The following is a 24,820-nucleotide window of genomic DNA, read 5'->3' on the forward strand; positions in this document are numbered from 1 at the left end:
TCGTCGCCTACGCACTCGCTTCGAGCGACGTGCCGACATTCACGAAGCATTCCTGAAACTCGGTTGCTCGCTTGTCTGTTGGAACATCTTCAGGCGTATCGAGCAGCCTTTTTGAACTGGCCTCTAAAGGACTTCATGAATCAGGAGTTCGCGAAGTATTACCAAGACGGCACGGTCCAGAAAATCTATGCCGACTATCTGAAGACCAAGGGTCTCGACCCGGCAAAGATGCCGACCGTGATGGAAAAGGACGTCAAGCAGTAAAAGCACCGCAAGGACGGGTGGCATTCCAAGCCGCCCGAAATACGCAGCATTTCAGGACAGCATGATGGAATATCACTGGGACTTCGGAGCCGTCTGGCTCCATAAAACCATGCTCCTTGCCGGACTCATCGGCACCTTCCGGCTCGCACTGGTGTCGATTGTCCTTGGTGTGGTGATTGGAATCGTGGTGGCTATCGGTCGGCTTTCCCGGCATCGCGTGTTTTCAAAGCCGGCGACCTGGTTTACCGAGTTTTACCGAAACACGCCACCAATTGTGCACTTCTACTGGTTTTTCTACGCACTACCGGTTGTCGCGAACGTGAGCCTTGACCCGTACTGGGCCGCCATCATTGCGCTGTCGACTCAGTCCGGCGCGTTTTACGCGGAAGTCTTCCGAGGCGGCATCACCTCGGTGGAACGAGGTCAGTGGGAAGGCGCGCGCGCGATTGGCATGCGCTACCCCCAAATCATGATTCGTGTGATTTTGCCGCAGGCGACGCGCCGCATGGTCGGCCCGTTCGTTGAGCGTTCCTTCGAGCTTCTGAAGACGACTTCCCTCGCATCCACGCTCGCGTATGCGGACCTCGTATACCAAGCGATGCAGGTCAACAGCCAGACATTCCGGCCACTGGAAGTCTACTCGACGGTCGCGTTCCTCTACTTCATCTCGCTGTTCACGATGAGCATGATTGTGCGTATCGGCGAACACCGCTTGGCGCGTTACGCATAAGGGGCAGCCATGGACTTCACTTGGGATTTGAGTGTCATCGAGAAAAGCGTTCCGGTGCTGCTGCGCGGAGTTGGCCTCACTGCGGAAATGTGGGTCATTGCGTTTCCGCTCAGCCTGCTTATCGGATTCTTCCTGAGTCTCGGACGTATCTCGCACATTCGATGGCTCAATTATCCGTGCATCGCATTCGTCGAGATATTCCGGAACACCCCGGTTCTCATCCAGCTCATCTGGTTTTACTACGCATTTCCCATCATCCTCGGTACGCAACTCTCTCCGGTAACGGCATGCCTGATGGGACTCGTTCTCAACACTTCGGCCTACTGTACGGAAATCTATCGTAGCGGCATCCTGTCCATCGGACGTGGCCAATGGGAAGGTGGCAAGGCGATTGGGATGTCGTATTGCACGACGATGCGCCGAATCATCCTGCCGCAGGTGTTCAAGCGCATGCTGCCCGCGTTTACCAACCGCGGTATCGAACTGGCCAAAGTGACTTCACTCGGTTCAGTTCTCGCAGTGCAGGAAATCATGTACCAGGGGCGACTGCTGAGCAGCGCCTACTACCGGCCGCTGGAAATCTTCACGACCGTGGCCGCTGTCTACTTCCTGCTGATTTATCCGGGCAGCTTCCTTTCGAGCCGTCTGGAGCAACGTCTCGGAAAGCGGGACTGATATCTGTCCTGCCGAAGTTCGCTAAACGAAATTTTTTAAAAAGAAAAATTTTCGTAGTCCTAATTGACATACAGGGGTTTGGTCCATGAAGAAAATACTCGTCACATCGGCAGTGCTCAGCAGCCTCGCCGCAGGTTCCGCATATGCACAAAGCAGCGTCACGCTCTACGGCATCATCGACGTCGGAGTAAACTATGTCAGTAACCAGAAGGCAGGCAATGGCGCTAAAAATTTCACTCTCGTCGATGGACCGCCCCAAGCTAGTCGCTGGGGATTGAAGGGGGCGGAGGACTTGGGCGGTGGCCTGAAGGCCATCTTCACGCTGGAAAACGGATTCAGCGTGAACAATGGGACCCTCGGCCAGGGTGGTCGTATGTTTGGCCGCCAGGCGTTCGTGGGTTTGAGCAGCAATCAGTGGGGCACGGTTACGTTCGGTCGCCAGTACGACAGCGTGGTCGACTACCTCGCACCGCCCACGGCGAATGGTACGTACGGTGGCGGCTACTTCTCGCACATGTTCGACAGCGATAACACGGACAACAACCTTCGGGTCGACAACTCCGTCAAGTTCAAGAGCCAGAATTATGGTGGCTTTTCGATGAGCGCCCTGTATGGCTTCAGCAACCAGGCTGGCGGATTCAACCGCAATCAAGCGTGGAGCGTGGGTGCCGGCTACACGAATGGCCCTATCGCAATCGGTGCCGCGTATGAGCAGATGAACAATCCGGGGGCGAATACGGATGGCGCTGTTTCCTCGACGGCGGACGCGACGTTCGTCGCAGGCCGTCAGCGGATTTTCGGCGTCGGCGGCACCTACACCATCGGACCGGTGAAGGCCGGTCTGGAGTGGACGCGCACTGTTCTCAGCGGCATCACCTCCGGTCCCATCGTCGCGAACTACCTGCGATTGGACAACTACGAAGTTAATGCTCGTTACGACGTTACGTCGACGCTTTTCGTTGCCGGCGGTTACACGTTCACCAATGGCAGGCAGACCACGGGTAACACCTCGACGGCCCCGAAGTGGCATCAGGTCAACCTGATGCTCGACTATTCCCTGTCGAAGCGTACGGACGTCTTCCTGATTACCGCATTTCAGAAGGCTGCGGGAGATTCGACGTTCGCCTTCATCTACGGGAATGGCTCGACGTCCATCGCGTCTCCGGGTAGCGCGAAGCAGGTCGTGGCGCGCGTCGGCATCCGCCACAAGTTCTAACGCAAGTGCGCCGGGACAGGATGGAACGCCTTGCCCGGCCGCATTCGTACTGCTTCCAGAATCCACACCGACCAGCAGGTGAAGAGTTGTTTATGTGCGAGCTTTCCACAGACCACCACAATGCTCGTGATGGCACGTCTATACAACGCAGCCGCGTGTGTGGGTCGCCGCAGGAATGCCCGGTACGCGATCGCGTCGTCGGTGGTGAGCGACGACAGCGCGCGGCCGCGCTCGGCGATCGCCCACAGGATCAAGCGTTCCGCCTCCTTGCGGTAGGCGCGCTGCGTCGCTGCGGATTCGTGCAGCGACAGCCAGGATTGGATCGCCTCGTAGTCGTTGGACGCATTCAGCAGACAGGCGGCCCACGGCGCCCGGAACCGTCTGTGCGAGCCATCGACTTCGTGCGGTACACGCAATTGCTCCCACGGCACAATGTTTCCGGCCGGTGCCGCGACAATCAAGGCCCGCGCCCGTTCGGTCAGCGCCGGATGGTCGGCAAAAAACGCCTCCACTCGACGCGCGCCGGCAACGCCAAGCCCGTCGATCGCACTCCACCAACGGCGCCGGCGCGGAATCCGCACGGTCAGATCGGCCAGCGTCCGGATGCCATGCGCTTGCAGGGCGGCGACCACGCGCGGTGGCAACCACTGATCGATTTCGTCGGCAATGTGCGGTACCGGAGCCGGCAGGCTGCGCAACGCTGCCATGGCACGCGCGACCGCGGCACCCGACCTAGCCGACCGCTCGCCGAAGGTTTCCGCCAGATCAGCGCGGTGCCGGCTCATCGCGAACGTGACCAACGCACACCGGATACGGCCGAGCACCCCGCGCGCGGAGACCCCGGGCGGCTTACGCTCGCCCAGATAGCGCGCCACGGCCGCGCGGGCATCGAGCCCGGCGTACCAGGCGCGCAGCGCAGCCAGTTCGGCGTCGTCGGGAAAGCTCGGGGATTGGGTCTCGCGCGTTTTCATGACCGTCAGTTTAGACCGAACACGATGATGGACCGATAATGCAGAGGATTTTTGCGAAGCGGAAACGGCGCACTGAGTTGGTCTAGACGCGGCGAACGAGGCCGTTTCCGCTTCGTAAAAAATTCTTTGCGCTAAACCGCTCCGCAGGCGGTGACGACTATGGGCATTGAATCGTTGCGGCTGCCGGTGATTTCGCCAGCGGCGATGTTCGAGCCGGTGGGTACACGGGGAATTGCGTGCGCGTTGACTGACCGCGCAACTCGTTTGACGCGATCGCTCGGTGAACGTAAGCGACGGCGGCGCCTGACGGACGCATGTGGCACGAGCAGGTTCGCCATGTTAGCCGAGACGGCGCGGACACGGTGGGCAGCGTGAGACAGCGCGAGTTTCATGCGGCCGCCTGCGCCGGCGGCGCTCGTGGCGAGGTGCTCGGCAGCCAGCGCCCGATGTCGAACATGCACCCCTGGGAACAAGCCGGACATACGTGTAACGAGCAGCCGGTCAGCGCCTCGTATTGGTCTCGATAGCCGGACGGTGGCGAGCAAGTGTCGCGCGGTGGCGATTCTGCGCCGAGAATCCGGCGACAGGTGGCCAGTCGCGCCTCGCGCAGGCGATTGCTGAGCAGCCCGTAGTGGCGGATGCGCTGGAGTCCGCGCGGTAGCACGTGAAGCAAAAAGCGCCGGATGAATTCGTGCGCGGGCAGGCGCATTGCGCGTGGCTTGCCCTGTCGGCGATAGTCCTTCCACCGAAACGTCACGTGCGTGCCGTCGCACGCGAGCAGGCGGTGATTGGCGATCGCGACGCGATGCGTGTAGCGGCCCAGATAGTCGAGCACTTGTTGCGGGCCGCCGAACGGTGCCTTGGCATAGACGACCCAGTCGGTGCGACGCGCGTCGGCCAGTGCGCGAGCCAATGCGCCGGGCTCGGCCAGCGGCGCGAGCGACGAGCAGAACTGCAACGCGCCGGTATCAAAGGCCTGTTGCAAGCGCGCGAGAAACAGTCGGCGGAACAGTCGCGAGAGCACGCGCACGGGCAGGAAGAAGCCGGGGCGGCAGGCGACCCAGCGTTGCCCGTCCGGCGACAGGCCGCCGCCCGGCACCACGCAATGCAGGTGCGGGTGATGGACCAGATTCTGTCCCCAGGTATGCAGGATTGCGATGAAGCCGATTGCGGCGCCGAGATGGCGCGGATCGGCGGCGATCGTCTGCAGCGTTTCGGCGGTGGCCTGAAACAGAATCTCGTAGACGACGCGCTTGTTCTGGAAGGCCATCGCGGCGATCGATTCGGGCAGCGTGAACACCACGTGGAAGTACGGCACCGGTAGGAGATCGGCGTGACGGTCGTCGAGCCATCGCGCACGGGCGAGCGATTGGCACTTCGGGCAGTGCCGGTTGCGGCACGAGTTGTAGGCAATGCGCTGATGGCCGCAGGCGTCGCATTGCTCGAGATGACCGCCGAGCGCCGCGGTCCGGCATTGCTCGATGGCCCGCATGACACGATACTGCGCGCGATTGAGCGCATCGGCATGCTGGTGCCGATAGGTCGGGCCATGGCGGCGCAGGATGTCCGCCAGCTCCAGCCGGGGCGACATGATCGCGGCTCAATCGCCGGCGGACGACGGCTCGGGTGGCGTGAACGTGTCAGCTGGCTGAGGAAGCCGATCAAATGGGATGGTGGTCGCGCACACGGTGCTGGTCGCGACCTTCAAATAGCGCGATGTGGTGGCGAGGCTACGGTGACCGAGCAGCAACTGGATAGTCCGCACGTCGGTGCCGGATTCGAGCAGGTGCGTGGCAAACGCGTGTCGCAGCGCGTGCGGCGTGATGGGCTTGCTGATGCCGGCGCGTTGGCGAGCCTTCTGGCAGGCTCGCGACAGTATGGCGGAACCGATCGGCTGATCCGGGAAGCGACCTGGGAACAGCCAGTGTTCGGGACGACCAAGGCGCCAGTACTCGCGCAGGATCTCGAGCAGCCGGGGCGACAGCATCACGTAACGATCGGCCTGTCCTTTACCCTGGGCAACGCGCAGCACCATGCGCTGGCTGTCGATGTCGCTGACCGTCAGGCGGGTCGCCTCCGATATCCGCAGTCCACCGGCGTAGGCGGTCATCAGGATCGCGCGGTACTTGACGCTACGGATCGACTCAAAGAAGCGCATCACCTCGTCCGGGCTGAGAATGACCGGCAACGTGCGCGGTACCTTCGAGGAGGCGATCTCGTCGATCGTCCAACCGCGCCTGAGAGTGACGTTGTAGAGAAAGCGCAGCGCGGCGGTCGCGACCATCAGAGTGCTGCCCGCGCGGCCGGCCTCGACCAGATACACCCGCCAGGCGCGAATCTCCTCCGGGCCGAGTTGCTCGGGCGAGCGCCCGAAATGTTGCGCGAAGGCACGCACGTACTGGATGTACACCCGCTGGGTATTGGCCGCGAGGTTGCGCACGCGCATATCCTCGATCATGCGTCGACGTAATGCTGTCATGGTGGGTCTCCTCGAATCGGACCAGGCAGCCCACTGCTGCCGGTGCCGCATTCGAGAATGCGTCGCACCTTTGATCGTGCGGTGACGCTGAATCACTCCCCCTACCGCGTCAGCGGTTTAGTTCAAGGTTGTTTATCCATCCAGGACGAATCACGTCGGATCACTTTGAGAATTCGGCCAGTACCGATTAACCGCCTTTCGAGAAGGCGGAACCGGACAAGATCGGCAATCGAGCCGACCCCGATTGCCGATCGGTTTCCGTCCAACTACGCAGGAATCACTGCTTCACGTCTTCCGTCCATGCATTCACGCGATCGGCGTGCGCGGCGATCCATGCATCGGCGGCCGCTTCCGGCTTCGAGCCGTTCTGGATCGCGAGCATCACGCTGTCGATCTCGCCCGGCTTCCACTGGAATTTCTTCAGGAACGCGACGACCGGCTTGGCCTTCGTTTCGAGCTGCGGGTTCACGACGCTGTCGACGTGCTCCGCGCCGCCGAACACCTTCTTCGGATCCTCGAGGAAGCGCAGCTTCCACTTCGCGAACATCCAGTGCGGCGCCCAGCCGGTCACGATCACCGGCTTGTTCGCACCGACGGAGCGCGACAGCTCGGCCGTCATCGCGCTGCCCGAACTCGGCATCAGCGTGTAGCTGAGGCCATAGCTCTTGATCGCTTCGTCGGTCTTGCGCATCACGCCCGCGCCCGCGTCGATGCCGACGATCCGGCCGCCGAAGCTGCTTTTCTCGGCGTTCAGATCCTCGATGCTCTTCGCCTTCACGTAGTCGGGAACGATCAGGCCGATCTTCGCGTCGGGAAAGTTCGCGCCGAGATCGACGACCTTCGTCTTGTATTCGCTCCAGTAGGAGCCGTGCGTGACGGGCAGCCACGCGGACAACGTCGCGTCGAGATCGCCGCGCGCCACGCCCTGCCACATGATCCCGGCAGCCACCGGCACGAGCTGGACCGGGTAGCCGAGCTTCTTCTCGATCACGCGGGCCGCGACGTTCGACGTCGCGACGCTGTCGTCCCAGCCTTCTACGTAGCCGATCTTCAACGTCGGCTTCGTATCAGCGAGCGCGGATGCGCTCAGTGCCACCATTGCTGACAATGCGCCGGTCCACAACAGTTTTCCGAATAGTTTCATGACGATCTCCTTGATGTGCGCTAACCCTCACTAGGTTCGTCAGCCACAATTCAAGGGTATCGTCGTTTTCCGACAGATGCCTGCCCGCAAGCGACTCGTCGACGCTTCCCCGGTTCGGACGGATCACGCGACTCGACAATGGCTCGCGGCAGCACGGCGGCACCGTCCCCCCACTGGATCCTGACTGCACCAAAGTCGGGCGTCAGATGCGCAATCGCCTTCAGACCCGCCGCAGTCTCCTGCGATGGGCCATCGAAAAGCCGTCGCGAAACCATTCGAACACCGGTTCGAACTGATTCCAGCAAGTCAGAAAGACCGCGAACAAAGGGCGGCGTCCTGGGCCTGGGGCGCTCACTTGTCTTCGCCCGACAGGAAATAGAACATGCCCGCCAAGTGTCGTTTACGGTCGTTTTCCAGGCGCAAGCGTGACAGCTCGACTCTCATCTCGTCCATAGACTCGACGCAGCACCGCGCGGTCGATATGTACCGTCGATCGCAACATGCGGCGCTACTGCGCACCCCAAACGACTGGCGCTCACACGCCGGGTCGGCGCTATTTCACCGTCACGCTCGAAAGCGTGCTTATGCATGTCGCAGAAGGAGATACATATGACTTCGTTAGAGAAGGAAGTTGCTGTTTCCGCCGTGGCGCCTGGGGATGAGACGTCCTCGGCGTTCAAACGACGCTTCATGATCAGGATGATCATGGTTCTGACCGGCGGTACGTTTCTGGACGGCTATATCCTCGGGATCGTCGGCCCGGTGTCCGGCAAGATGACCGCCGAGCTCGCCATCTCACCGGTCTGGGAGGGACTGATCGCGGCTGGCGCATTGTTCGGAATCCTCATCGGCTCGCCGTTGGGTGGTTGGGCCGGAGACAAGTTCGGCCGAAAACCCTTGTTCCTGCTCGACATGGGCTTGTTCGTGATCGCGTCGTTCATGCAGTTCTTCGTCGGCTCCCTGCAGTTCTTCATCACGTCGCCGCAGCAACTGTTCGTGGTTCGGCTGCTGATGGGTATCGCGATCGGTGCGGAATACTCGGTCGGTTGGCCACTGCTGTCGGAATTCTCCCCATCCCGAATCCGGGGACGGCTGATGGGCTTGACCCTCATCGCCTGGTACGCCGGCTTCATGTTCGCCTTCGTCGTGGGTTATCTGCTGGATCGGTATACCCACCTCGGATGGCGGAACATCCTCGGCACCAGTACCTTCATCGCGGTCGCCTTGTTCCTCGGCCGGATCGGCATGCCTGAATCGCCGCGCTGGCTGTGGAGCAAGCGCCGCACCGAGCAGGCCCGCTCCGTCGCGCGTCGATATATGGAAAGCGCCGACGACATGGCCGACGTCGAGCACGAAGTTGCTCACTCGGGCGGCGGGTTCGGGATGCTGTTCTCCCGCCAGTATTGGCGCGTCACGCTGTTCGTGTCGTTGTTCTTTTTTTGCGTCGTGACGCCGTACTTCGTGATCGCCACGTTCGCCGACACCGTGCTGCAGAAATTCGGCCTCGGCGGAGGGCTCGCCGGAGGGGTCGGGCTGTCCGCGGTTGCATTGGCCGGCAGTGTGGCCACGGTGCTGTTGATCGACAAGGCGGGTCGCCGTGTCCTGACGGTACCGCCCCAGTGGATCATCACCGTCATCCTCGCGATTCTCGGCATATGGAGCAATGCGCCGGGGGTGGTCGTGCTAGGCCTGTTCCTCGCGTTTTCGTTCTTCAACGCCGGGTGCGGCACGCTGACCTGCATCTATCCCGGCGAGGTATTCCCGACCGAAATCCGCGGGATCGGGACGGGGTTTGCCGCCGCCTTCAGCAGAATCGGGGCCGGGCTCGGCACGTTCCTGATGCCCTGGTCGATGGCCAATCTCGGGCCCTCGGTGACCATCCTGATCGCGGCCGGCATCGCGGCCGTCGGTGCCGGCGTATCGCAATGGCTTGCCCCTGAAACCAAAGGCAAGCGTCTCAGCGAAACGGCGTCGGGGTTCGCGCACTAGCAGGCACGGCGGTTCCCGGCAACGCGCGATTCGGAGCGGCGGAGCACTTTCCGCAAGAGACAGGACCCGCCTTCATTGCGCCGGCCTTCACCCAGGCTCGAATTCGGCCGGCGCTCACCATTCAATCGGTGCGCAGATGAACGTCATGCTCCCGCGCCAACTGCGCGACTGACCAGACTTTCCAACGTCTCAACGAATGCTCTGCCGCCGCTTCTCGTCAGAACCGATGCCGCAAGCCCGCATTGAGCCGCCATTGCGTTGGTCCGCCGGCATCGACGGCCGTCGCGCCAACGACCGCCGTCGCGGCGCCCAGCCCGTTCGAGCCACTAGCATGCGCATAGTCCGCCGTCGTGTACACGTCGGTACGCTTGCTCAGCAGGTAACTCGTGCCGCTGCTCAACTGTCGGTAACGCGCAGACGAATCTGCGAGACAAAACGAATTGTTCAGTGCCGACTCTTTACAAGGTCGCCGCGTGCTTCGGAAACGGCGAATGCATCCTGCTTGCGACAACGCGTTGCAAGGGCTCCCACTCCTGTAGATAGCGAAACTTCGGCGTGGCCGCCAACCGGGCGTCGTGCAGTGTCAGCGCCCCCGTCCGACTAACGTCTGCTTCCGGTCGGGCAGCACGCCGAGCTGACCGTGTTGGAGGCGGCGCACACCCGCATCGAGCGCCACCCGGCCCGCCGGTAGGGTTCGCGGTTCGAGGCCCCAGCTGTTTCGCTGCGCATGAAGTACGCGAGGTCGACGCTGCGGATTTGCCGTGCACGGCCCACGCGGTGAACGGTCTTTACTTCGCCGGTCAACTGCTCGCCCTGGCAATCAGTTGGCACATCATCGGTCGCTGGTCCTTGCAAAAAGTGTCGAACGCCGGCGGATCCTCCTGCAGAAGTTCGAAGATCCGTGCTGCGGCCGCTGTGCCTATTTCACTCGCGGGCGGTCGCACGGTTGTCAGGCTGGGCGTCATCATGTCCGCCATCGGATAGTCGCCGAAGCCGACGATCGCGATTTGTTCCGGCACGCGTATGCCCGCGCCGGGCGCCGATAGCAGCGCACCAAACGCGAGGTTATCGTTCGCGAAGATGATCGCGTCGGCTGTGCGCCGGGCGGAGCGTAGCGCGAGCAGCGCTTCTCGTCCGGCATGCATCGGCTGCACCTCAGTCGGCGCAAATACGATCGGTTCGCAACCGTGTTCACGCATGATTTCGGTATAACCATCGCACCGCTCGAGCGCGCTTGCGTCGCCTGCCGCGCTGTTCAATACGAAGGCAATGCGCCGATATCCGCGTTCGATCAGATGCCGCGCCGCGATACGTCCGACTTCCTGGTGCACGAAGCCAATCTGCAACGGCTTGCGCTGCGGCTGGAAATCCCAGGTTTCCAAAACGGGCACCTGCGTCTGTTTGATCAGTTCCTCGGTTCCCGGGGAATGGAAGTGCGACGTGAGCACGAGCGCCGCCGGCGACCACCCGAGCAATCCGCGCACTGCGTTCTCCTCGAGATCCGTCGAGAAGTAGCTCGATGCGAGCAGCAACTGGTAACCGTGTGCTGTGACCTCGTCGCTGAAGCTCTGGATCGTGTTCGCAAAGATCGGCCCCGAGATGTTTGGAATGACCATGCCGATGACACGGCTGCGCGCCGAGGCGAGCCCGCCGGCGACGAGATTTGGCACGTAGCCGAGCTCGGCTACCGCACCGGCGATCCGCTCGCGCAGCGGCTTGGACAGTCGCGCCGGATCCTGGAAATAGCGCGACACGCTGATCTGCGACACGCCGACGTGCTCGGCCACGTCGCGCAGTGTCAAGCGTCCCGACGTGCGGCGTGAGCGCGCATCGCTTTTAGTCGAATCGGACATATGTTCCGCTGATTTCGTTATTTGACGCGGCAAATTCGCCACGGGAAACTGCCTGTAAATGTTAGCGCTAACCAAGCGAGGTCGCCAGCACGAAACGATGTGTGGCCCGGTGGTGGGGCGCTGCTTTCGCGACAGGATATCGGATGACGACAGCTTCCCGCCTCATGCACCTCGGGGCCTTTCTGATGGAGACCGGACACCATGCAGCCGCATGGCGGCATCCGGACGTGCAGGCTGACGCAGGCACGGATTTTCGTGCGTATGCGGCGCTTGCCAGCATGGCCGAGCGCGCATGCTTCGACGCGGTCTTCGTCGCGGACAGTGTCGCCGCGAACGTCGGCGACGGCGCGGCGCGTGCGGCCCGTTCCGACCGGCTCGATCCGCTGACGCTGCTGCCCGCGCTCGCGGCGGTCACGGAACGCATCGGCCTGATCGCGACGGCCACGACGACCTACAACGAGCCGTATCACCTTGCGCGCAAGTTCGCGTCGCTCGATCACATCAGCGGCGGGCGGGCCGGCTGGAATCTCGTGACGTCAGACAATGCGGCGGAGGCGCACAACTTCGGCCGTACCGAACACGTCGGTCACGACGAGCGCTATGCGCGCGCCCGGGAATTCCATCGCGTCGTGACGGGCCTGTGGGACAGCTGGGCCGACGACAGCTTCGTGCGCGACAAGGCGAGCGGCGCGTACTACGACGCGTCGACGTTGCGCGTACTCGATCACCGCGGCCCGCATTTCTCGGTGGCGGGCCCGCTCAACGTGCCGCGCCCGGTGCAGGGATGGCCCGTCGTCGTGCAGGCGGGTGCATCGGAGGCGGGCCGCGACCTCGCCGCGCAGACGGCCGACGTCGTATTCACCGCGCACGCACGGCTGGATACCGCGCAGGCGTTCTACCGCGACATGAGGTCGCGTGCGGTTGCTGCGGGCCGCGCGCCGGGCGACCTGAAGATCATGCCGGGCCTGTCGGTCGTCGTGGCGCGCACCGACGAAGAAGCGCGCGAGCGCTTCGACGCGCTGCAGGCGCTCGTCGATCCGGTTGCGGGCCTCGCGATGCTTGCGCGGATGCTCGGCAACTTCGACCTGTCGGGCTATCCGCTCGACGGTCCATTGCCTGATTTACCGCTCACGGACAGCGGCCAGCGCAGCCGCCAGGCACTCCTGACCGCGTTGGCCGGCGACGAGCGCCTGACGATCCGCGAACTGGTGCTGCGTATCTCGGCCGGACGCGGGCACGTGACAGTGGTCGGCAGTGCGACAACCGTGGCCGACGTGATGCAGACGTGGTTCGAGCGCGAGGCAGCCGACGGCTTCAACGTGATGCCGGCCGAACTGCCAGGTGGTCTCGACGCGTTCTGTTCGCTCGTCGTGCCCGAGTTGCAGCGGCGCGGACTGTTCCGCACCACCTATACCGGCCGCACGTTGCGCGAGCATCTTGGGCTGCAACGGCCGGTGCGCGCATAGCGCACGCGTTCGTTCAACCGATTCGATCCGACAAGGAACCCTCGATCATGACGTTCTCCCGACGTTCGTTTCTCCGCACAGCACAGGCCGCTGCCGTGGCCGCGTTCGCGGCACCGTTCGCCCGCGGCGTGCGTGCCGACACTGGCCGCACGCTGCGCATCGGCTACCAGAAGGGCACGCCGCTCACGCTGCTGAAGGCGCAGCGCTCACTCGATAAGCCGCTCGCCGCGCGCGGCTTCGACATCGCGTGGACCGAATTCCCGGCCGGACCGCCGTTGCTCGAGGCGATGAATGCCGGCTCGATCGACCTCGGCTATACGGGGTCGCCGCCGCCGATCTTCGCGCAGGCGGCGGGCAGCCGGATCGTCTATCTGGCCGCAGAGGCGGGCGGCCCGCACAACGAGGCCATCATCGTGCTCGACGGCTCGCCGCTGAAATCGGTTGCCGACCTGAAGGGGCGGACGGTTGCATTCGCACGCGGGTCGAGTTCGAATTACCTGATCGTTGCCGCGCTCGAAAAGGCCGGACTGACCTATGCCGACATCAAGCCCGCGTTCCTGTCGCCTGCCGATGCGCGCGCGGCCTTCGAGGGTGGCAAAGTCGACGCGTGGGTCATCTGGGATCCGTATCTCGCGGTCGTCCAGCAGACGCTCGGCGTGCGCACGATCGCCGACTATGCGTCAGGCATCGTGCAGCCGTACAGCTTCTTTCTCGGTGCGCCGGACTTCGCGAAGTCTCACCCCGAGGTGTTGTCGGACGTGCTGTCGGAGGTCGCGCGCGCTGACGCGTGGATAGCCAGTCATCGCAGCGATGCCGCGCGGCTGATTGCTCGCGAGATCGGCGTGCCACAACCCGTCGTCGAACGCTATCTCGCGCGCTCCTCGTTCGGCCTCTTGCCGGTCAATTCGACCGTGCTCGGGGCGCAGCAACGCGTTGCCGACACGTTTCGGCGAGCAAACATCATTCCGCGTGCGATCCAGGTCGCAGATATCGCGCACCCGGTTTCCTTCACGCGCTGACTCCATACTCCACTCGCCTCGCAGAGCCGCTGTCATGAACCGACTCGCTTCCCGTACTGCCTCCATCCGTCCCGTTCGCCACGACGCTGCAGTGCGCTGGCGTCTTCGCTTCACGCCCCGGTTGAAAACCGGGCTGCGTACGGCGGGTGCCGTCGCGCTCGCCTGCGCCGGCCACACCGCGCACGCGCAGTCGACGCTGGTGATATACGGCATCGTCGATGCAGCCGTGCAGTACGGCCGCTTCAACAGCGCGACCGGCGCGACCGCGTCGGCGGCGAGCGGAAACTTGCAGGCATCGCGCTTCGGGCTGCTCGGCAAGGAGGATCTCGGCGGCGGCTATCGTGCGAACTTCCGGCTCGAAACGGGCTTCAATACCTACACCGGGGTGGGCGGCGGTGCGACGGAGTTCAGTCGCGGCGCATCGGTCGGGCTATCGGGGCCGTTCGGCAGCATCGACGCTGGCTATCTGTATCTGCCGATCTACTGGGTGTTTCTCGCGTCCGATGTCGGCACCTACGGGCTCGCGAATCCGGCCGCGATTATGTCGCTCGAACACACGACGACGCTTGGCTCGAGCGGCACGGGCGGGTTCTACCGGAACGCGGTGCGCTACCGGACGCCCGAAACGCTCGACGGATGGTCGAGCGAGATCGGCTATTCGTTCGGCGCACAGGACCCGGCGGGGCAAACGCTGAATGGGCGCAACGTCGGCGCAAACATCCAGTATGCGAAGAACGGCGTGCTAGTCGGCTACGGTTTCAACCGCTATCAGTATTATGCGAGCACTGCGGCATCCGACGCGTCGTCGCAGCTCACGCATGTGCTGGCGGCGGCGTACGATTTCGGCCGCATGGTAGTGGGCGGGAACTACGTGTATTCGAGGCGCACCGACGGAACCGGGTGGTTTGCGTCGGCCGCGCTGCTCAACGCACGCGTGCGCGTCGGTTTCGGCGACATCAACGTCGGCGTGTCGCGACGTATCGAGAACGGCAATGCGATCGCGATCGCGTGCGACTTGGGTTACGTGTACTACCTGTCCAAGCGCACGCAGCTGTATGGCTTCGCGACGACGATCCGAAACAACCGCCATTCGAAGCAAGGCTTCGCGCTTCTCAGCAGCGCAGCGTCGACCGTGAAGGCAGGGTTTGATCCGTGGGCAGTCACTGCAGGCGTCCGGACATCGTTCTGACTTCCCACGCCGGGCCAAATTCGTTGTGTGTGCCAGTATGTCTCCCATCGAGCGTCATAGGCTGTTTCGAGCGTCGATTCGACATTCATTCCGCGCTCCTTTCACATGGCTTCGCCATCATCTGTTCTCGCCCCGATGAGGACTTGTGTCAGCAGCCCCAGGCTTCGCCTTTCAAGGCGCGCTGCGACCGACTTCGAGAAAACTATCAGTCTAGCTACATTTCACACACCCTACGACGTGCTCGTAGCGGCCGCTCACACAACTGAAGTTGTGGCTAAGTTTCAACTAATGTCGTGTCTAGGCGGCCGGTGCCATCGGCCGAGCGGGCAGGCAGCTGGACCCTTTTCCGCTCCTACCCCGCCATTGGCAGGGTCACGGTGAAGGTGGTGCCTTGACGAGACGACTCGACCTGGATCTCTCGCCCCCATGGGCGTGCGCGATGCTCTTACAGATGTACAGGCCCAACCCTATCCCGGCCGCATGACCGTCTCGACTGGGCAAGCGGCTTCGCGTCAGCGGGTCAAACAAGGTGGGCAATAGTTCGAGAGGAATGGGCTGGCCCGTATTGAACACGGTGATCATGAGCCGGCCGAAGCCGGCATGGGCACCGAGCGAAATCCGGCCGTCGCCATAGCGGGCCGCGTTGACCAGCAGGTTAACCAGCAATTGCAGCACGCGCCGGCGATCCCAAGAGCCAGCGAGCGTGCCGATCAACTGCAGATCCAGCTCGATGGTCGGGAACGAGCACCGGAGTTCGGCGGCCGCCTCGGCCACGAGCGCGTGCAGATCGACTGGCTCGAGGCGCAGTGGCAAGGCGTCGCTCAGGCGGGTTCGCGTGAACACGAGCAAATCGTCGAGCATCGCCTGCATTCGGATGGCCGCCCGCTCCACCACGGCAACCATTTTCTGCGACGACTCGGGCGCGCCGGGCGCATGACGGAGCACGTAGGCGCTATTGGTAATGGCGCCAAGGGGCGAACGCAGATCGTGCGCGAGCACGGCCACGAAAAGATCGCGACCATGGTCGACCCGCGTGCTATGGGCTCGCACCGACTCGGCGACGGCCTGGTCGATCGCCTCGTCGAACCGCGTCAGCTCGTCCAGCATTTCGACGGACGGCGCTGGCTGTGACCTAGCCCAGCGCCGCAGCACGGCGGCCCGCAGGGCCCGGAATTCCGCCACCACATCGTTGATGTCGAAACCTTGGACTACACGCAGATTCGCGTGGCTGCCCGCCGTCAAGTTAAACGCTGACGACGGGTCGTGGGAGCCATGCGACTTTGCCTGTTGCTGGGCCACGCTTTGCGGGATCCGCATGTTCGCGGCGATCGCGTGGAGGATCTCGGCGCCGGCGTCACGCAGTTGCGTCTGAGTCAGCGGATGGCCCTGCGCGCTGATCGCTTTTGCATAATCGGTCCAGTCCTGAACCAGGTCCGTGAGGTTGGCCTCGATGAAATCGGCGAGCGTCATGCGCGCCTCCGGTCGTTTTAAGACGGGTCACCTACGTCGCGTAGTGTAGGCGGAGCGTTACGGTTTTGCCATGCAACGCGAGCGGGAATGGCTGCGCTATTAGGGCCGAAGCAGCGCCGTTGAAATTGATTTCCCCGCTCAGCCTTCCTGCGGGTGCGTTTTCGGGAATTTCGCGGCACCGGAGGATGATTACCACATTAGCTGCGCGAGCGTATGTTTCGACTAAAGTTGAGTCGAACGGCGCCGGACGGGGATGGGGGCGCTGGATCCCACCACCAGTGCCGCCGCTCAGCGATGCGGCACCTTCCCGGCGCGCAGCAGGACTTCCTCCAGCGCGTGCATCTCGACCCGTTTCGTCAGATGGGCGTCGAAGCCGGCGTGCTGGGTGCGCTCGTGATCGGCCGGACGTATGTAGCCCGACACCGCGACGAAATGGGTGCCGGCAAACCCCTCGGCCGACCTTAGCCGGCGAAGTAACTCAAAACCGTCGACGTGGGGCATCGACAGGTCGATCAACATCAGATGCGGCCGGTAGGTGCGCGCCAACCGTAGTGCGTCGTACGCATCGTAGGCCACCCGGGGCGCGTGCCCTTCCGCCTGCAGCAGGACGCTGAGCGTATTGGCCGTATCGTGGTCATCATCGACCACGACAATCCGCAGCGGCATCAGCACCGTATCGGTGTCCCCTCTCAGCGGTGCGGCTCGCGAAATTGCTTCGCTCGTGGTCGGCAGCCGCGCGACGAATGTCGCACCTTGGCCGCGGCCGGGGCTTTCCGCAAAGATCGAGCCGCCGTGCAAGCGGACAAACGACCGACAAAGCGCTAGACCGAGTCCAAGCCTGACGGGGGGCGGGGCGCTCACCGCACCTTGTTGATCGAACAGATCGAAGATCGAGACGAGCGCGCTCGGAGCGATGCCAGGACCGCGGTCTGTCACGCGGATCTCAATGGTGCCGCCCTCGGCCAGCGCTGCCACGTCGATCTGGCTACCCCGCGGAGCAAACTTGGATGCGTTATCGAGCAGGTGATGCAGCACCTGAACCAGTCGGGCCCGGTCGCCACGGAGGTTAATCTCGCCGGCCGGGAGCGCGACGTCGATATGCTGCCCACGTGCATTGGTTTTTGCCTGAACACTTTCGACCGCGCGGGTCACGATATCGCCTGCCGTGACCACGCGGATGTCCAACTTCACCTTGCCGGCCGCGATGCGGCCGAGGTCCAGCAGGTCGTCTGCCAATCGTGCGAACTGCCCGAGCTGCCGATCGATCGCGTCGCGACACTGGGCCACGTCGGGAGCGAGATCGGGCGCCGTCTGTAAGATGCCGACCGAGTAGCGCAATGGCGCGAGGTGATTGCGTAGCTCGTGGCCCAGCGTTGCGATGAACAGATGGAGCCGGTGGGTCGATGCCGTCAGTTCGGCCAGGCGCTTGCGTTCCGTGATGTCGCGCATGATCTTGATGAATCCGCAAAGCTGCACGGCAGGGTCACGAACAGCGGCGATGGTGACGTGCGCCCAGAAGCGCAACCCGTCCTTGCGTACTCGCCACCCTTCCTCTTCAAAGCGGGGCGAGCTGGCCACCTCGTCGAGCCCCCGCATTGGCCGATCCGCCTCGACGGCTTCGGCCGGATAAAGGCACGAAAAATGGCGGCCGATGACCTCGTCCGCGTGATACCCCGTCGTCAATTCGGCGCCGGCGTTCCACGTCGCGACGGTGCCACGGCGGTCGAGCAGGCAAATCGCGCAATCGGTAATGGACTCGACGACGGCTTGAAACCGCAATTCGCCGAGTTGATGGTGCAGGATGGCGGTCGCGCCTGCGGCGAGGCTGGGCGACGCCGCCGGTGTTGATTCGGGCTTCTGAATCACTGCGAGTCTCCATGGTCCGATGCACGCCGAGCGCATGCAAGGGGCCTGTCGGTCGAACATGGAGAAACCTCTACGCAAACGGAGCTTGATTCAGGTGCGCCTCAACCTGCGCCAGCACTAGCAACGCTCTTTTTGCGCGAGTGCCCGCTCAGTCAGCGCCAGATGCGCCGCAAAGAAAGCTTCGATATCTCGTGCGCCGGCGACGCCGAGACCGTCGATCGCCGACCACAAGCGGCAGCGCCGACGAATCCGCACGGTTAGGTCCACAAACGTTCGGATGCCGTGGGCCTGCAGGGCTGCCACAATGCGCAGCGATAACCATGTGCCAATCTCGTCCGATATGTGAGGCTCGGGCACCGGGAGGTGCCGCAGCGCGTCGATGGCCCGGGCAACGACGTCCGCCACCGATTCGAAGGACTGTCGACGAACGCGAGGGTCGGCCGGGATTCGTGAATATGCGAAGCTTCGCATATTCACGATTATGCTCAGGGCCAGATTATGCGCAGCGACACGAGTTCGATCTTGGTGCGGCTTCGTGACGCGCGGCCCGACGTCTGCGGCCGGGTGGCAACGCTTCGCATAATGTTCTGAACTTCTTCTACCGGCCATGGTGGCCGGCAGGAGAAGAAGAATGTCACAGTCGCACCCACGGTCGGGCAGGCCTACCCCCACAGCGCTCCCGGCGCCAAACGCTGAAGTCGCTCAGTTTCTCGATGAGTTCGACGCTTTCCTCGACGCCGTCCGCGGTCTGGCGGGCGGCACACGCCGGAAGTATGTCCGGTTCGTGAGGCACTTCCTGCTCGAATGGATTTCGGACGCTCCACTGCAATGGCAGCACTTGTCAGCGGATGCGCTTCGCGCGTATGCATGCCACGAGCTTTCATCGACGACACGACGACCGTCGAATGCGCCATTCGTCGCGCTGCGGGCCATGCTGCGCTTCCTCGCCGTCAAGGGGTGGGTCGCACCCGCGCTCGAGGGCGCCGTACCGCGAATCCGACGCTGGCGCCACGCTACTCTGCCTGCTTGCCTGTCGACCGATGAGGTCGATCGAGTGATCTCATTCGCTGCAAGCGGCGATACGCGCCAGCCACTGCGCAATACGGCGATCGTCCTCCTGCTCGCGAGAACAGGGATGCGAGCCGCCGAAGTGACCAAGCTCATGCTTGATGATATCGACTGGGGCAACGGCATTATCCGCGTCCGGGGCACGAACTATCGCGGCGAGAAGCTGACACGCAACGGCGTCGACACGATCCTGCAAAAAGCCGTCTCGCGCGCGACCGACGCTTGTCCTGCCTTGAGCGGGAAGCACGTCTCGCCCCATGTCGTCCGGCACACGACGGCCATGCATCTATTGCAGTCGGGTGTCGACATGAGCGTGATCGCGCTTTGGCTCGGTCATGAGCATCTCGACACGACGCACATCTACATGGAAGCCGATCTCGCCCTGAAGGAGAAGGCGCTGAATCGGCTTCAGCCAGCAGGACAGACCGCTCCGCGGTTTCGTGCGACCGACAAGGTGATGGCGTTCCTCGAGAGTCTGTGATTATGTTCACCGCGGTGGCCCAAGACGTCCGTCACTCAATGCGTTACGGCCGCCGCTACGCATAATCCGGTGCTGAGCATAATCGTGAAATTTTCGCCAAAAACACCTTAAATCGATGATTTCATGGAGAAATTCTATATATTTATCAGTTTGGCATCGTCGGTCTGATGCGGCGTTATCTCTTGTGGGCCCCGAACGCCTGATCAAACTGGCGAGCCCTCTGCACTTCGTCGCTGTGCAGATAGGTCGACGTCGTCGAGATTGACGCATGGCGCAGGTTGTCGCGCACCATGATCAACTCGGCGCCCCGCGCCAGCGCGTGCGACGCGTGCGTGTGACGCATCCAGTGGGGGCTCGCGCGGCGCAACTTCTCAGCCGTCGCGGGCCGTTCGTCCTGAATCGCGTCGGCCACCAGCACGAAGAACCGGCGCAACACGCGCCAGAGCCGCCGCGGCTCGATGCCGGAGCCATCCTCCTCAAGACTGGCGACGAGCGGCGTTACCGGATTCCAGCGTGCCGGCGTGACCGGCAGTCCACGCTGCACGAGATACTGATCCAAGGCGGCTCTTGCAAGCGCCGGTAGCGTCACCTTGCCGGGCTTGCCACCCTTGCCGAGCACGTGCAACCAATGATCTCCACGCTCGTCGCGACGGATGTCGCCAAGCGTCGCGCCGACCAGCTCGCTCGCGCGCAGGCCGGTCGCATAGCCGAAGTCCAGCAGGAATCGTAGGCGCTGGGCCGCCGACACGCTCCAGCCGTATGACCACTCGAGGCCGTCGGCGAGCGTGCGGATCAACAGCCACTCACCTTCCGAGAAGCCGCGGGACACGTCCAGTCCCGCACGCTGCGCGTGGCTCTTGATCTTGACGCCGGCGAACGGATTTGCGAGCACGTAGCGCTGTTCGACCAGCCAGCGAAACAGCGCCGACAGGACGTTCAGTGCGTACGCGGCGGAGCGAGCGGACAGCGGGCCCGTGAACGGCCGCCACTCGATGCTATGCCGCGGCCGCGATGGCCCGACCCAGCGCTCGCGTGGCGTTGGTTGCCGCAGGAAACCGCGATACGCGATCGCGTCGTCGGTCATCAGCGACGACAGTGCGCGGCCGCGTTCGATAATGGTCCATAGAATCAGGCGTTCGGCCTCTTTTCGGTAGGCCCGCTGCGTGGCGACCGACTCATGCAGCGACAGCCAGGATTGGACCGCTTCGTAGTCGTTCGAGGCGTTTAGCAGGCAGGCGGTTCGCGGCGCGCGAAACTGGCCGAGCGAGCCGTCGACCTCGTGCGGCACGCGCAGCCGTTCCCACGGCACGATGTCGCCAACGGGCGCGGCAACGATCAACACCCGCGCCCGTTCTGTCAGTGCCGGGTAGGTAGCAAAGAATTCCTCGATGCGGCGCGCGCCGGCGACACCGAGTCCCGCGATCGCCGACCACCAACGGCGGCGTCGCGGAATCCGCACGGTCAGATCAGCCAGCGTCCGAATCCCATGTGCGTGCAGCGCCTCGACCATGCGGGATGGCAGCCACAGATCGATCGCGTCGGTGATCAGCGGTGCCGGCACGGGGAGGTTGCGAAGTGCCTCGATTGCGCGGGCCACGCTGTCGCCCGACGTGCTCGTCGGACGAACGACGAACGCGACCGCCAGGTCGGCACGGTGTCGAGCCTGCGCATACGCAACGAGCCGCCGGCGAATCTGGCCGAGGATACCGCGCGACGAGATTCCCGCTTCTCGGCGATCGCCAAGATAGCGTGCAATGGCGGACCGCGCGTCCAGACCGGCGTACCAACCACGCAGCGCCGCGAGTTCGGCATCGTCCGGGAAGTCGGGTGCGTTGTCGTCGACGGGAAGAGTCTCGCGCGTTTTCATGATCACCAGTTTGGAGTAAAAACGATGACGGACCGATAATATCCGTTATCGGTCCGTCATCGTTCAAATGATAACGACTGCCTTTCTGTCGATACTGTCAGGCAACCTTACGGTCGATATCAGCGGGCGCCTATGACGGAGTCGCACGCTCGACATCGATGAGTTGTAATGGAAATTAAATTTAAACTACATTTCCAATGTAGCTTGACTACATTTCTATCGATTGCTAACGTTTGCGTGTGCCGTGCAGCCCAACCACGACTGTTCGAGGAGACATAGCAGATCATGCGATTCGACAATCTTTTGCGATCTGCGACCGCGATCGCGGTGGCGACTCTGCCTCTTATTGCGTCCGCCACAACTTCCGGCGAAGCGTTCGGCAACCCCGGCGTCACAGCGACGCGCGCGCCCGCCCAGAAATCGTTCCTGGGAACGGCAGTGAATGCGAACGCGTCGCGAGTCTACTTTACGGGTTATCGAGGGATTGTGTCCGAGGTGTACTACCCCGTCCTTGACACGCCTGACTCAGTTGATCTGCAATTCCTTGTCGGAGATCGCGCCGGGACCTACATTGACGAAGAAAAGCGCCAGACATACACGGCCGCGCAATCCGATCCGCATACGATGAGCTGGCGAGTCACGACTGGCAATGCGGCCCACAACTGGCGGATCGTGAAAACAGTCTTCACTGATCCCTCGCGCAACGCGTTGATTGAACGCGTCACGTTCCAGGCGCTGAACGGCACCCGACTGAGCGATCACAACCTGTATCTGCTGTTCAAGCCGAGCCTGGACAATTCCGGGATGGGGAACTCCGCATATACCGCCACGGCGGGCAACGGCAAGACGATGCTGATTGCCAACCGCAACACGCGCTATTCTGCGCTCGCCACATCGTTGCCATGGAAAAAGCAGGACGGCGTTGCGATGGTGTCGAACGGCTTCGTCGGCAAAAGCGACGGCTGGACGGACTTGCTAGGCGGCACATCGCCGGACCGGCAAATGAACTGGACGTATTCGTCGGCAACCAATGGCAACGTCGCCCAAATGGGCTGGCTCGACTTCGGGACGCGGACCGACACGGCGATATCGTTCGATATCGCGCTGGCCTTCGATAGCACATCGGTCGGCAATGCGATGGCGACGGCAAACGGCACGCTCGGGGACGACCTCGAGCGGTTGCGCGCACAGTATGACGAGAGCTGGCACACGTATGCGGCAGGCCTGTCGACGCAGGGCAATGCCGCCGACAACGAATACTATCTGGCCGCCATGACGCTCAAAGCCATGCAGGACAAGAGCAACGGCGCGATGATTGCCGGCATCGGCACGCCATGGGGTGAAACCCAGACCGACGCCAACAGCGGCGGGTACCATCTGGTTTGGTCGCGCGACCTGTTCAAGTTTGCCAATGCGCTGATCACTGCCGGGGACACCGCCACGCCCACGTCGGTTGTCAACTATCTTTTTAAGACACTACAGCAGAAAGCCGACTGCGGAGTCGCCGAGTACAACGCACCGGGCTGCCCGCAAGGATACAGCCGCATCGGTCGGTTTCCACAGAATGCCTGGGTCAGTGGATGGCAATACTGGCAAGGCACGCAAATGGACGAGCAGGCCATGCCGATTCTGCTTGCATGGCGCCTCGGCGCGGCGGTGTACAACCCTCTTTGGTCGAATATTCGCCTGACTGCCGACTATCTGGCCGCCAAAGGGCCATGGACGTTCCAGGACCGCTGGGAAGAGAATTCCGGCTACTCGCCTTCGACTATTGCAGCGGAAGTTGCCGGCCTGGTCGCGGCTGCGCAAATTGCGCGGGACAACGGCGACCCGATCCGGGCAGGCAATTATCTGGCAACCGCCGATTACTGGCAGCAGAACCTGACCGCATGGACCTACACGAACACGGGCTCGTATGGCAACGGTCATTACTACGTCCGCATCAACCCGGCCAACATGAGTGGAACGGGGAGCGGGCCGCAAGTCTACAACCCCGCCAGCTATCCCGATTCAGGGCAAGTATTTACGATCGGCAACGGCGGTGGTGTGCATGACGAACGCGCAGTCGTCGACGGCGGCTTTCTTGAGCTCGTGCGCATGGGTGTCAAACGCGCGAACGATCCGACCATCGTCGCAACACTCGGCGCATACGACTCGGTCGTGAAGCAGACGATCGACGGACAGCGTCCCGCATGGTTCCGCTACAACTTCGACGGCTATGGTGAACACAACGACGGCAGCAATTATGACGGCACCGGCGTAGGTCGATTGTGGCCGATCTTCACCGCGGAACGCGGCATGTATTCGATCGCAAGCAGCGGCAGCGGCGCGGCCGGCAGCCCATATCTGAATGCGATCCGTTCGTTCGCGACGCGAGAAGGCTTCATTCCGGAGCAGATCTGGCCCAATAGCACCGCGTTGCCCGGAAACTGGCAAGTCGTGACCCCGTCGTCGTACACGGCAGGGACGCCAACCAAGTCAATGGCCCCGTTGAATTGGGCGATGGGTGAATACATCAGCCTGCTTGCGTCGACTCAGGCCGGAAAGGTGGTCGATATTCCATCTGCGGTCTGCGCACGCTACAGCAATTGCGTCATTCCGCCGCCTGCTGGTCAAGTCGCGGTTGCAATCAACGTCACCGCCAGCACGCAGCCCGGACAATATATGTACGTGACAGGCAATGGCGACGCACTCGGCAACTGGAACACGAACCTTGGACTGCCCGTTGACCCGTCGCGCTATCCAGTCTGGAGCAATACCGTCAACCTGCGCGGAAACACGCCGATTCTGTACAAATATTATCGAAAGAACGGTGATGGCAGCGTGACGTGGGAAAACCTTCCAGGCAGTCGCAACCGCATGCTGACGACGCCAGCGTCAGGTGCCGTGACGTTGAACGACAAGGTCAACTGGTGATGTCTTGCGAGCGTCGCGGTGCCCGCTCGCCAATATGGGGCGGAGCGCCAATTCACTCCTGTCGGAGAATCGCCACTCCGACGGTCGCCATGAATTTGAATCGAGAGCTAAAGATGGAATTAATTTCCGACTAGAACGTATTGCGGCATTTATTTCC

17 protein-coding genes and 3 pseudogenes are annotated in these 24,820 nt (G+C 62.8%); 11 read left to right on the forward strand and 9 right to left on the reverse strand.

Going from position 1 to position 24,820, the window contains the following annotated elements:
* The 5 genes and pseudogenes from G3N64_RS24790 to G3N64_RS24810 all read left to right on the forward strand — a co-directional run.
* Positions 1 to 115: pseudogene (locus G3N64_RS24790) on the forward strand (IS5/IS1182 family transposase); the annotation flags it as partial.
* Positions 112 to 264, forward strand: a complete 153-nt coding sequence (locus G3N64_RS24795; RefSeq protein ID WP_205786272.1) for a hypothetical protein — start codon at positions 112 to 114, stop codon at positions 262 to 264. The pseudogene G3N64_RS24790 and the gene G3N64_RS24795, both read left to right, overlap by 4 nt.
* 64 nt (positions 265 to 328) lie before the next feature.
* On the forward strand, positions 329 to 994 hold the full coding sequence (locus tag G3N64_RS24800) for an amino acid ABC transporter permease (protein ID WP_205786273.1): 666 nt from the start codon (positions 329 to 331) through the stop codon (positions 992 to 994).
* Positions 995 to 1,003: 9 nt separating this feature from the next.
* Positions 1,004 to 1,669, forward strand: coding sequence for an amino acid ABC transporter permease (locus G3N64_RS24805; RefSeq protein ID WP_205786274.1), 666 nt, complete (start codon positions 1,004 to 1,006; stop codon positions 1,667 to 1,669).
* An 85-nt stretch (positions 1,670 to 1,754) separates the two neighbouring features.
* The gene (locus G3N64_RS24810) at positions 1,755 to 2,885 is read left to right on the forward strand and encodes a porin (protein ID WP_205786275.1); all 1,131 of its coding nucleotides are present in this window, start codon (positions 1,755 to 1,757) and stop codon (positions 2,883 to 2,885) included.
* 158 nt (positions 2,886 to 3,043) lie between these two features.
* On the opposite strand, the pseudogene G3N64_RS24815 reads toward G3N64_RS24810, so the two are convergent.
* The 4 genes and pseudogenes from G3N64_RS24815 to G3N64_RS24830 all read right to left on the reverse strand — a co-directional run.
* A pseudogene (locus G3N64_RS24815) lies at positions 3,044 to 3,856 on the reverse strand (phage integrase family protein); the annotation flags it as partial.
* 388 nt (positions 3,857 to 4,244) lie between these two features.
* Positions 4,245 to 5,450, reverse strand: a complete 1,206-nt coding sequence (locus G3N64_RS24820; RefSeq protein WP_205786292.1) for an IS91 family transposase — start codon at positions 5,448 to 5,450, stop codon at positions 4,245 to 4,247.
* A gap of 6 nt (positions 5,451 to 5,456) precedes the next feature.
* Entirely contained in the window at positions 5,457 to 6,335 is an 879-nt protein-coding gene (locus tag G3N64_RS24825; RefSeq protein WP_205786276.1) for a tyrosine-type recombinase/integrase, read from the reverse strand.
* 277 nt (positions 6,336 to 6,612) lie between these two features.
* On the reverse strand, positions 6,613 to 7,479 hold the full coding sequence (locus G3N64_RS24830; RefSeq protein WP_205786277.1) for a glycine betaine ABC transporter substrate-binding protein: 867 nt from the start codon (positions 7,477 to 7,479) through the stop codon (positions 6,613 to 6,615).
* 609 nt (positions 7,480 to 8,088) lie between these two features.
* On the opposite strand from G3N64_RS24830, the gene G3N64_RS24835 reads away from it, so the two are divergent.
* Positions 8,089 to 9,468 carry an MFS transporter gene (locus G3N64_RS24835; RefSeq protein ID WP_205786278.1) on the forward strand — a complete coding sequence of 460 codons (1,380 nt, stop codon included), beginning with the start codon at positions 8,089 to 8,091 and terminating at the stop codon, positions 9,466 to 9,468.
* 800 nt (positions 9,469 to 10,268) lie between these two features.
* Here G3N64_RS24835 and G3N64_RS24840 read toward each other — a convergent pair.
* Positions 10,269 to 11,321, reverse strand: coding sequence for a LacI family DNA-binding transcriptional regulator (locus tag G3N64_RS24840; protein WP_205786279.1), 1,053 nt, complete (start codon positions 11,319 to 11,321; stop codon positions 10,269 to 10,271).
* 143 nt (positions 11,322 to 11,464) lie between these two features.
* On the opposite strand from G3N64_RS24840, the gene G3N64_RS24845 reads away from it, so the two are divergent.
* From G3N64_RS24845 to G3N64_RS24855, 3 genes are all read left to right on the forward strand, one after another.
* Positions 11,465 to 12,787: an LLM class flavin-dependent oxidoreductase gene (locus G3N64_RS24845; RefSeq protein ID WP_205786280.1), complete on the forward strand. Its 1,323-nt coding sequence runs from the start codon at positions 11,465 to 11,467 to the stop codon at positions 12,785 to 12,787.
* Between the two features lie 47 nt (positions 12,788 to 12,834).
* Positions 12,835 to 13,806 (forward strand): sulfonate ABC transporter substrate-binding protein, encoded by a 972-nt coding sequence (locus G3N64_RS24850; protein WP_205786281.1) that lies wholly within the window; start codon positions 12,835 to 12,837, stop codon positions 13,804 to 13,806.
* 91 nt (positions 13,807 to 13,897) lie between these two features.
* The gene (locus tag G3N64_RS24855) at positions 13,898 to 14,995 is read left to right on the forward strand and encodes a porin (RefSeq protein WP_205786282.1); all 1,098 of its coding nucleotides are present in this window, start codon (positions 13,898 to 13,900) and stop codon (positions 14,993 to 14,995) included.
* Between the two features lie 372 nt (positions 14,996 to 15,367).
* Here G3N64_RS24855 and G3N64_RS24860 read toward each other — a convergent pair whose 3' ends face one another.
* The 3 genes and pseudogenes from G3N64_RS24860 to G3N64_RS24870 all read right to left on the reverse strand — a co-directional run.
* On the reverse strand, positions 15,368 to 16,465 hold the full coding sequence (locus G3N64_RS24860; RefSeq protein WP_241021192.1) for a sensor histidine kinase: 1,098 nt from the start codon (positions 16,463 to 16,465) through the stop codon (positions 15,368 to 15,370).
* Positions 16,466 to 16,753: 288 nt separating this feature from the next.
* Positions 16,754 to 18,268, reverse strand: coding sequence for an ATP-binding protein (locus G3N64_RS24865; protein WP_346778838.1), 1,515 nt, complete (start codon positions 18,266 to 18,268; stop codon positions 16,754 to 16,756).
* A gap of 198 nt (positions 18,269 to 18,466) precedes the next feature.
* A pseudogene (locus tag G3N64_RS24870) lies at positions 18,467 to 18,724 on the reverse strand (phage integrase family protein); the annotation flags it as partial.
* 238 nt (positions 18,725 to 18,962) lie between these two features.
* On the opposite strand from G3N64_RS24870, the gene G3N64_RS24875 reads away from it, so the two are divergent.
* Positions 18,963 to 19,880 carry a tyrosine-type recombinase/integrase gene (locus G3N64_RS24875; protein ID WP_205786283.1) on the forward strand — a complete coding sequence of 306 codons (918 nt, stop codon included), beginning with the start codon at positions 18,963 to 18,965 and terminating at the stop codon, positions 19,878 to 19,880.
* Positions 19,881 to 20,055: 175 nt separating this feature from the next.
* On the opposite strand, the gene G3N64_RS24880 is transcribed toward G3N64_RS24875, so the two are convergent.
* A complete protein-coding gene (locus G3N64_RS24880) occupies positions 20,056 to 21,747 on the reverse strand; it encodes a phage integrase family protein (protein WP_205786284.1) in 1,692 nt (563 codons plus the stop codon).
* Between the two features lie 285 nt (positions 21,748 to 22,032).
* Between G3N64_RS24880 and G3N64_RS24885 the strand changes: the two genes are divergently transcribed.
* Positions 22,033 to 24,663 (forward strand): glycoside hydrolase family 15 protein, encoded by a 2,631-nt coding sequence (locus G3N64_RS24885; protein WP_205786285.1) that lies wholly within the window; start codon positions 22,033 to 22,035, stop codon positions 24,661 to 24,663.
* The last annotated feature ends 157 nt before the right edge of the window (positions 24,664 to 24,820 follow it).

It is taken from the genome of Burkholderia sp. Ac-20344 (assembly GCF_017104975.1).
GTDB lineage: Bacteria > Pseudomonadota > Gammaproteobacteria > Burkholderiales > Burkholderiaceae > Burkholderia.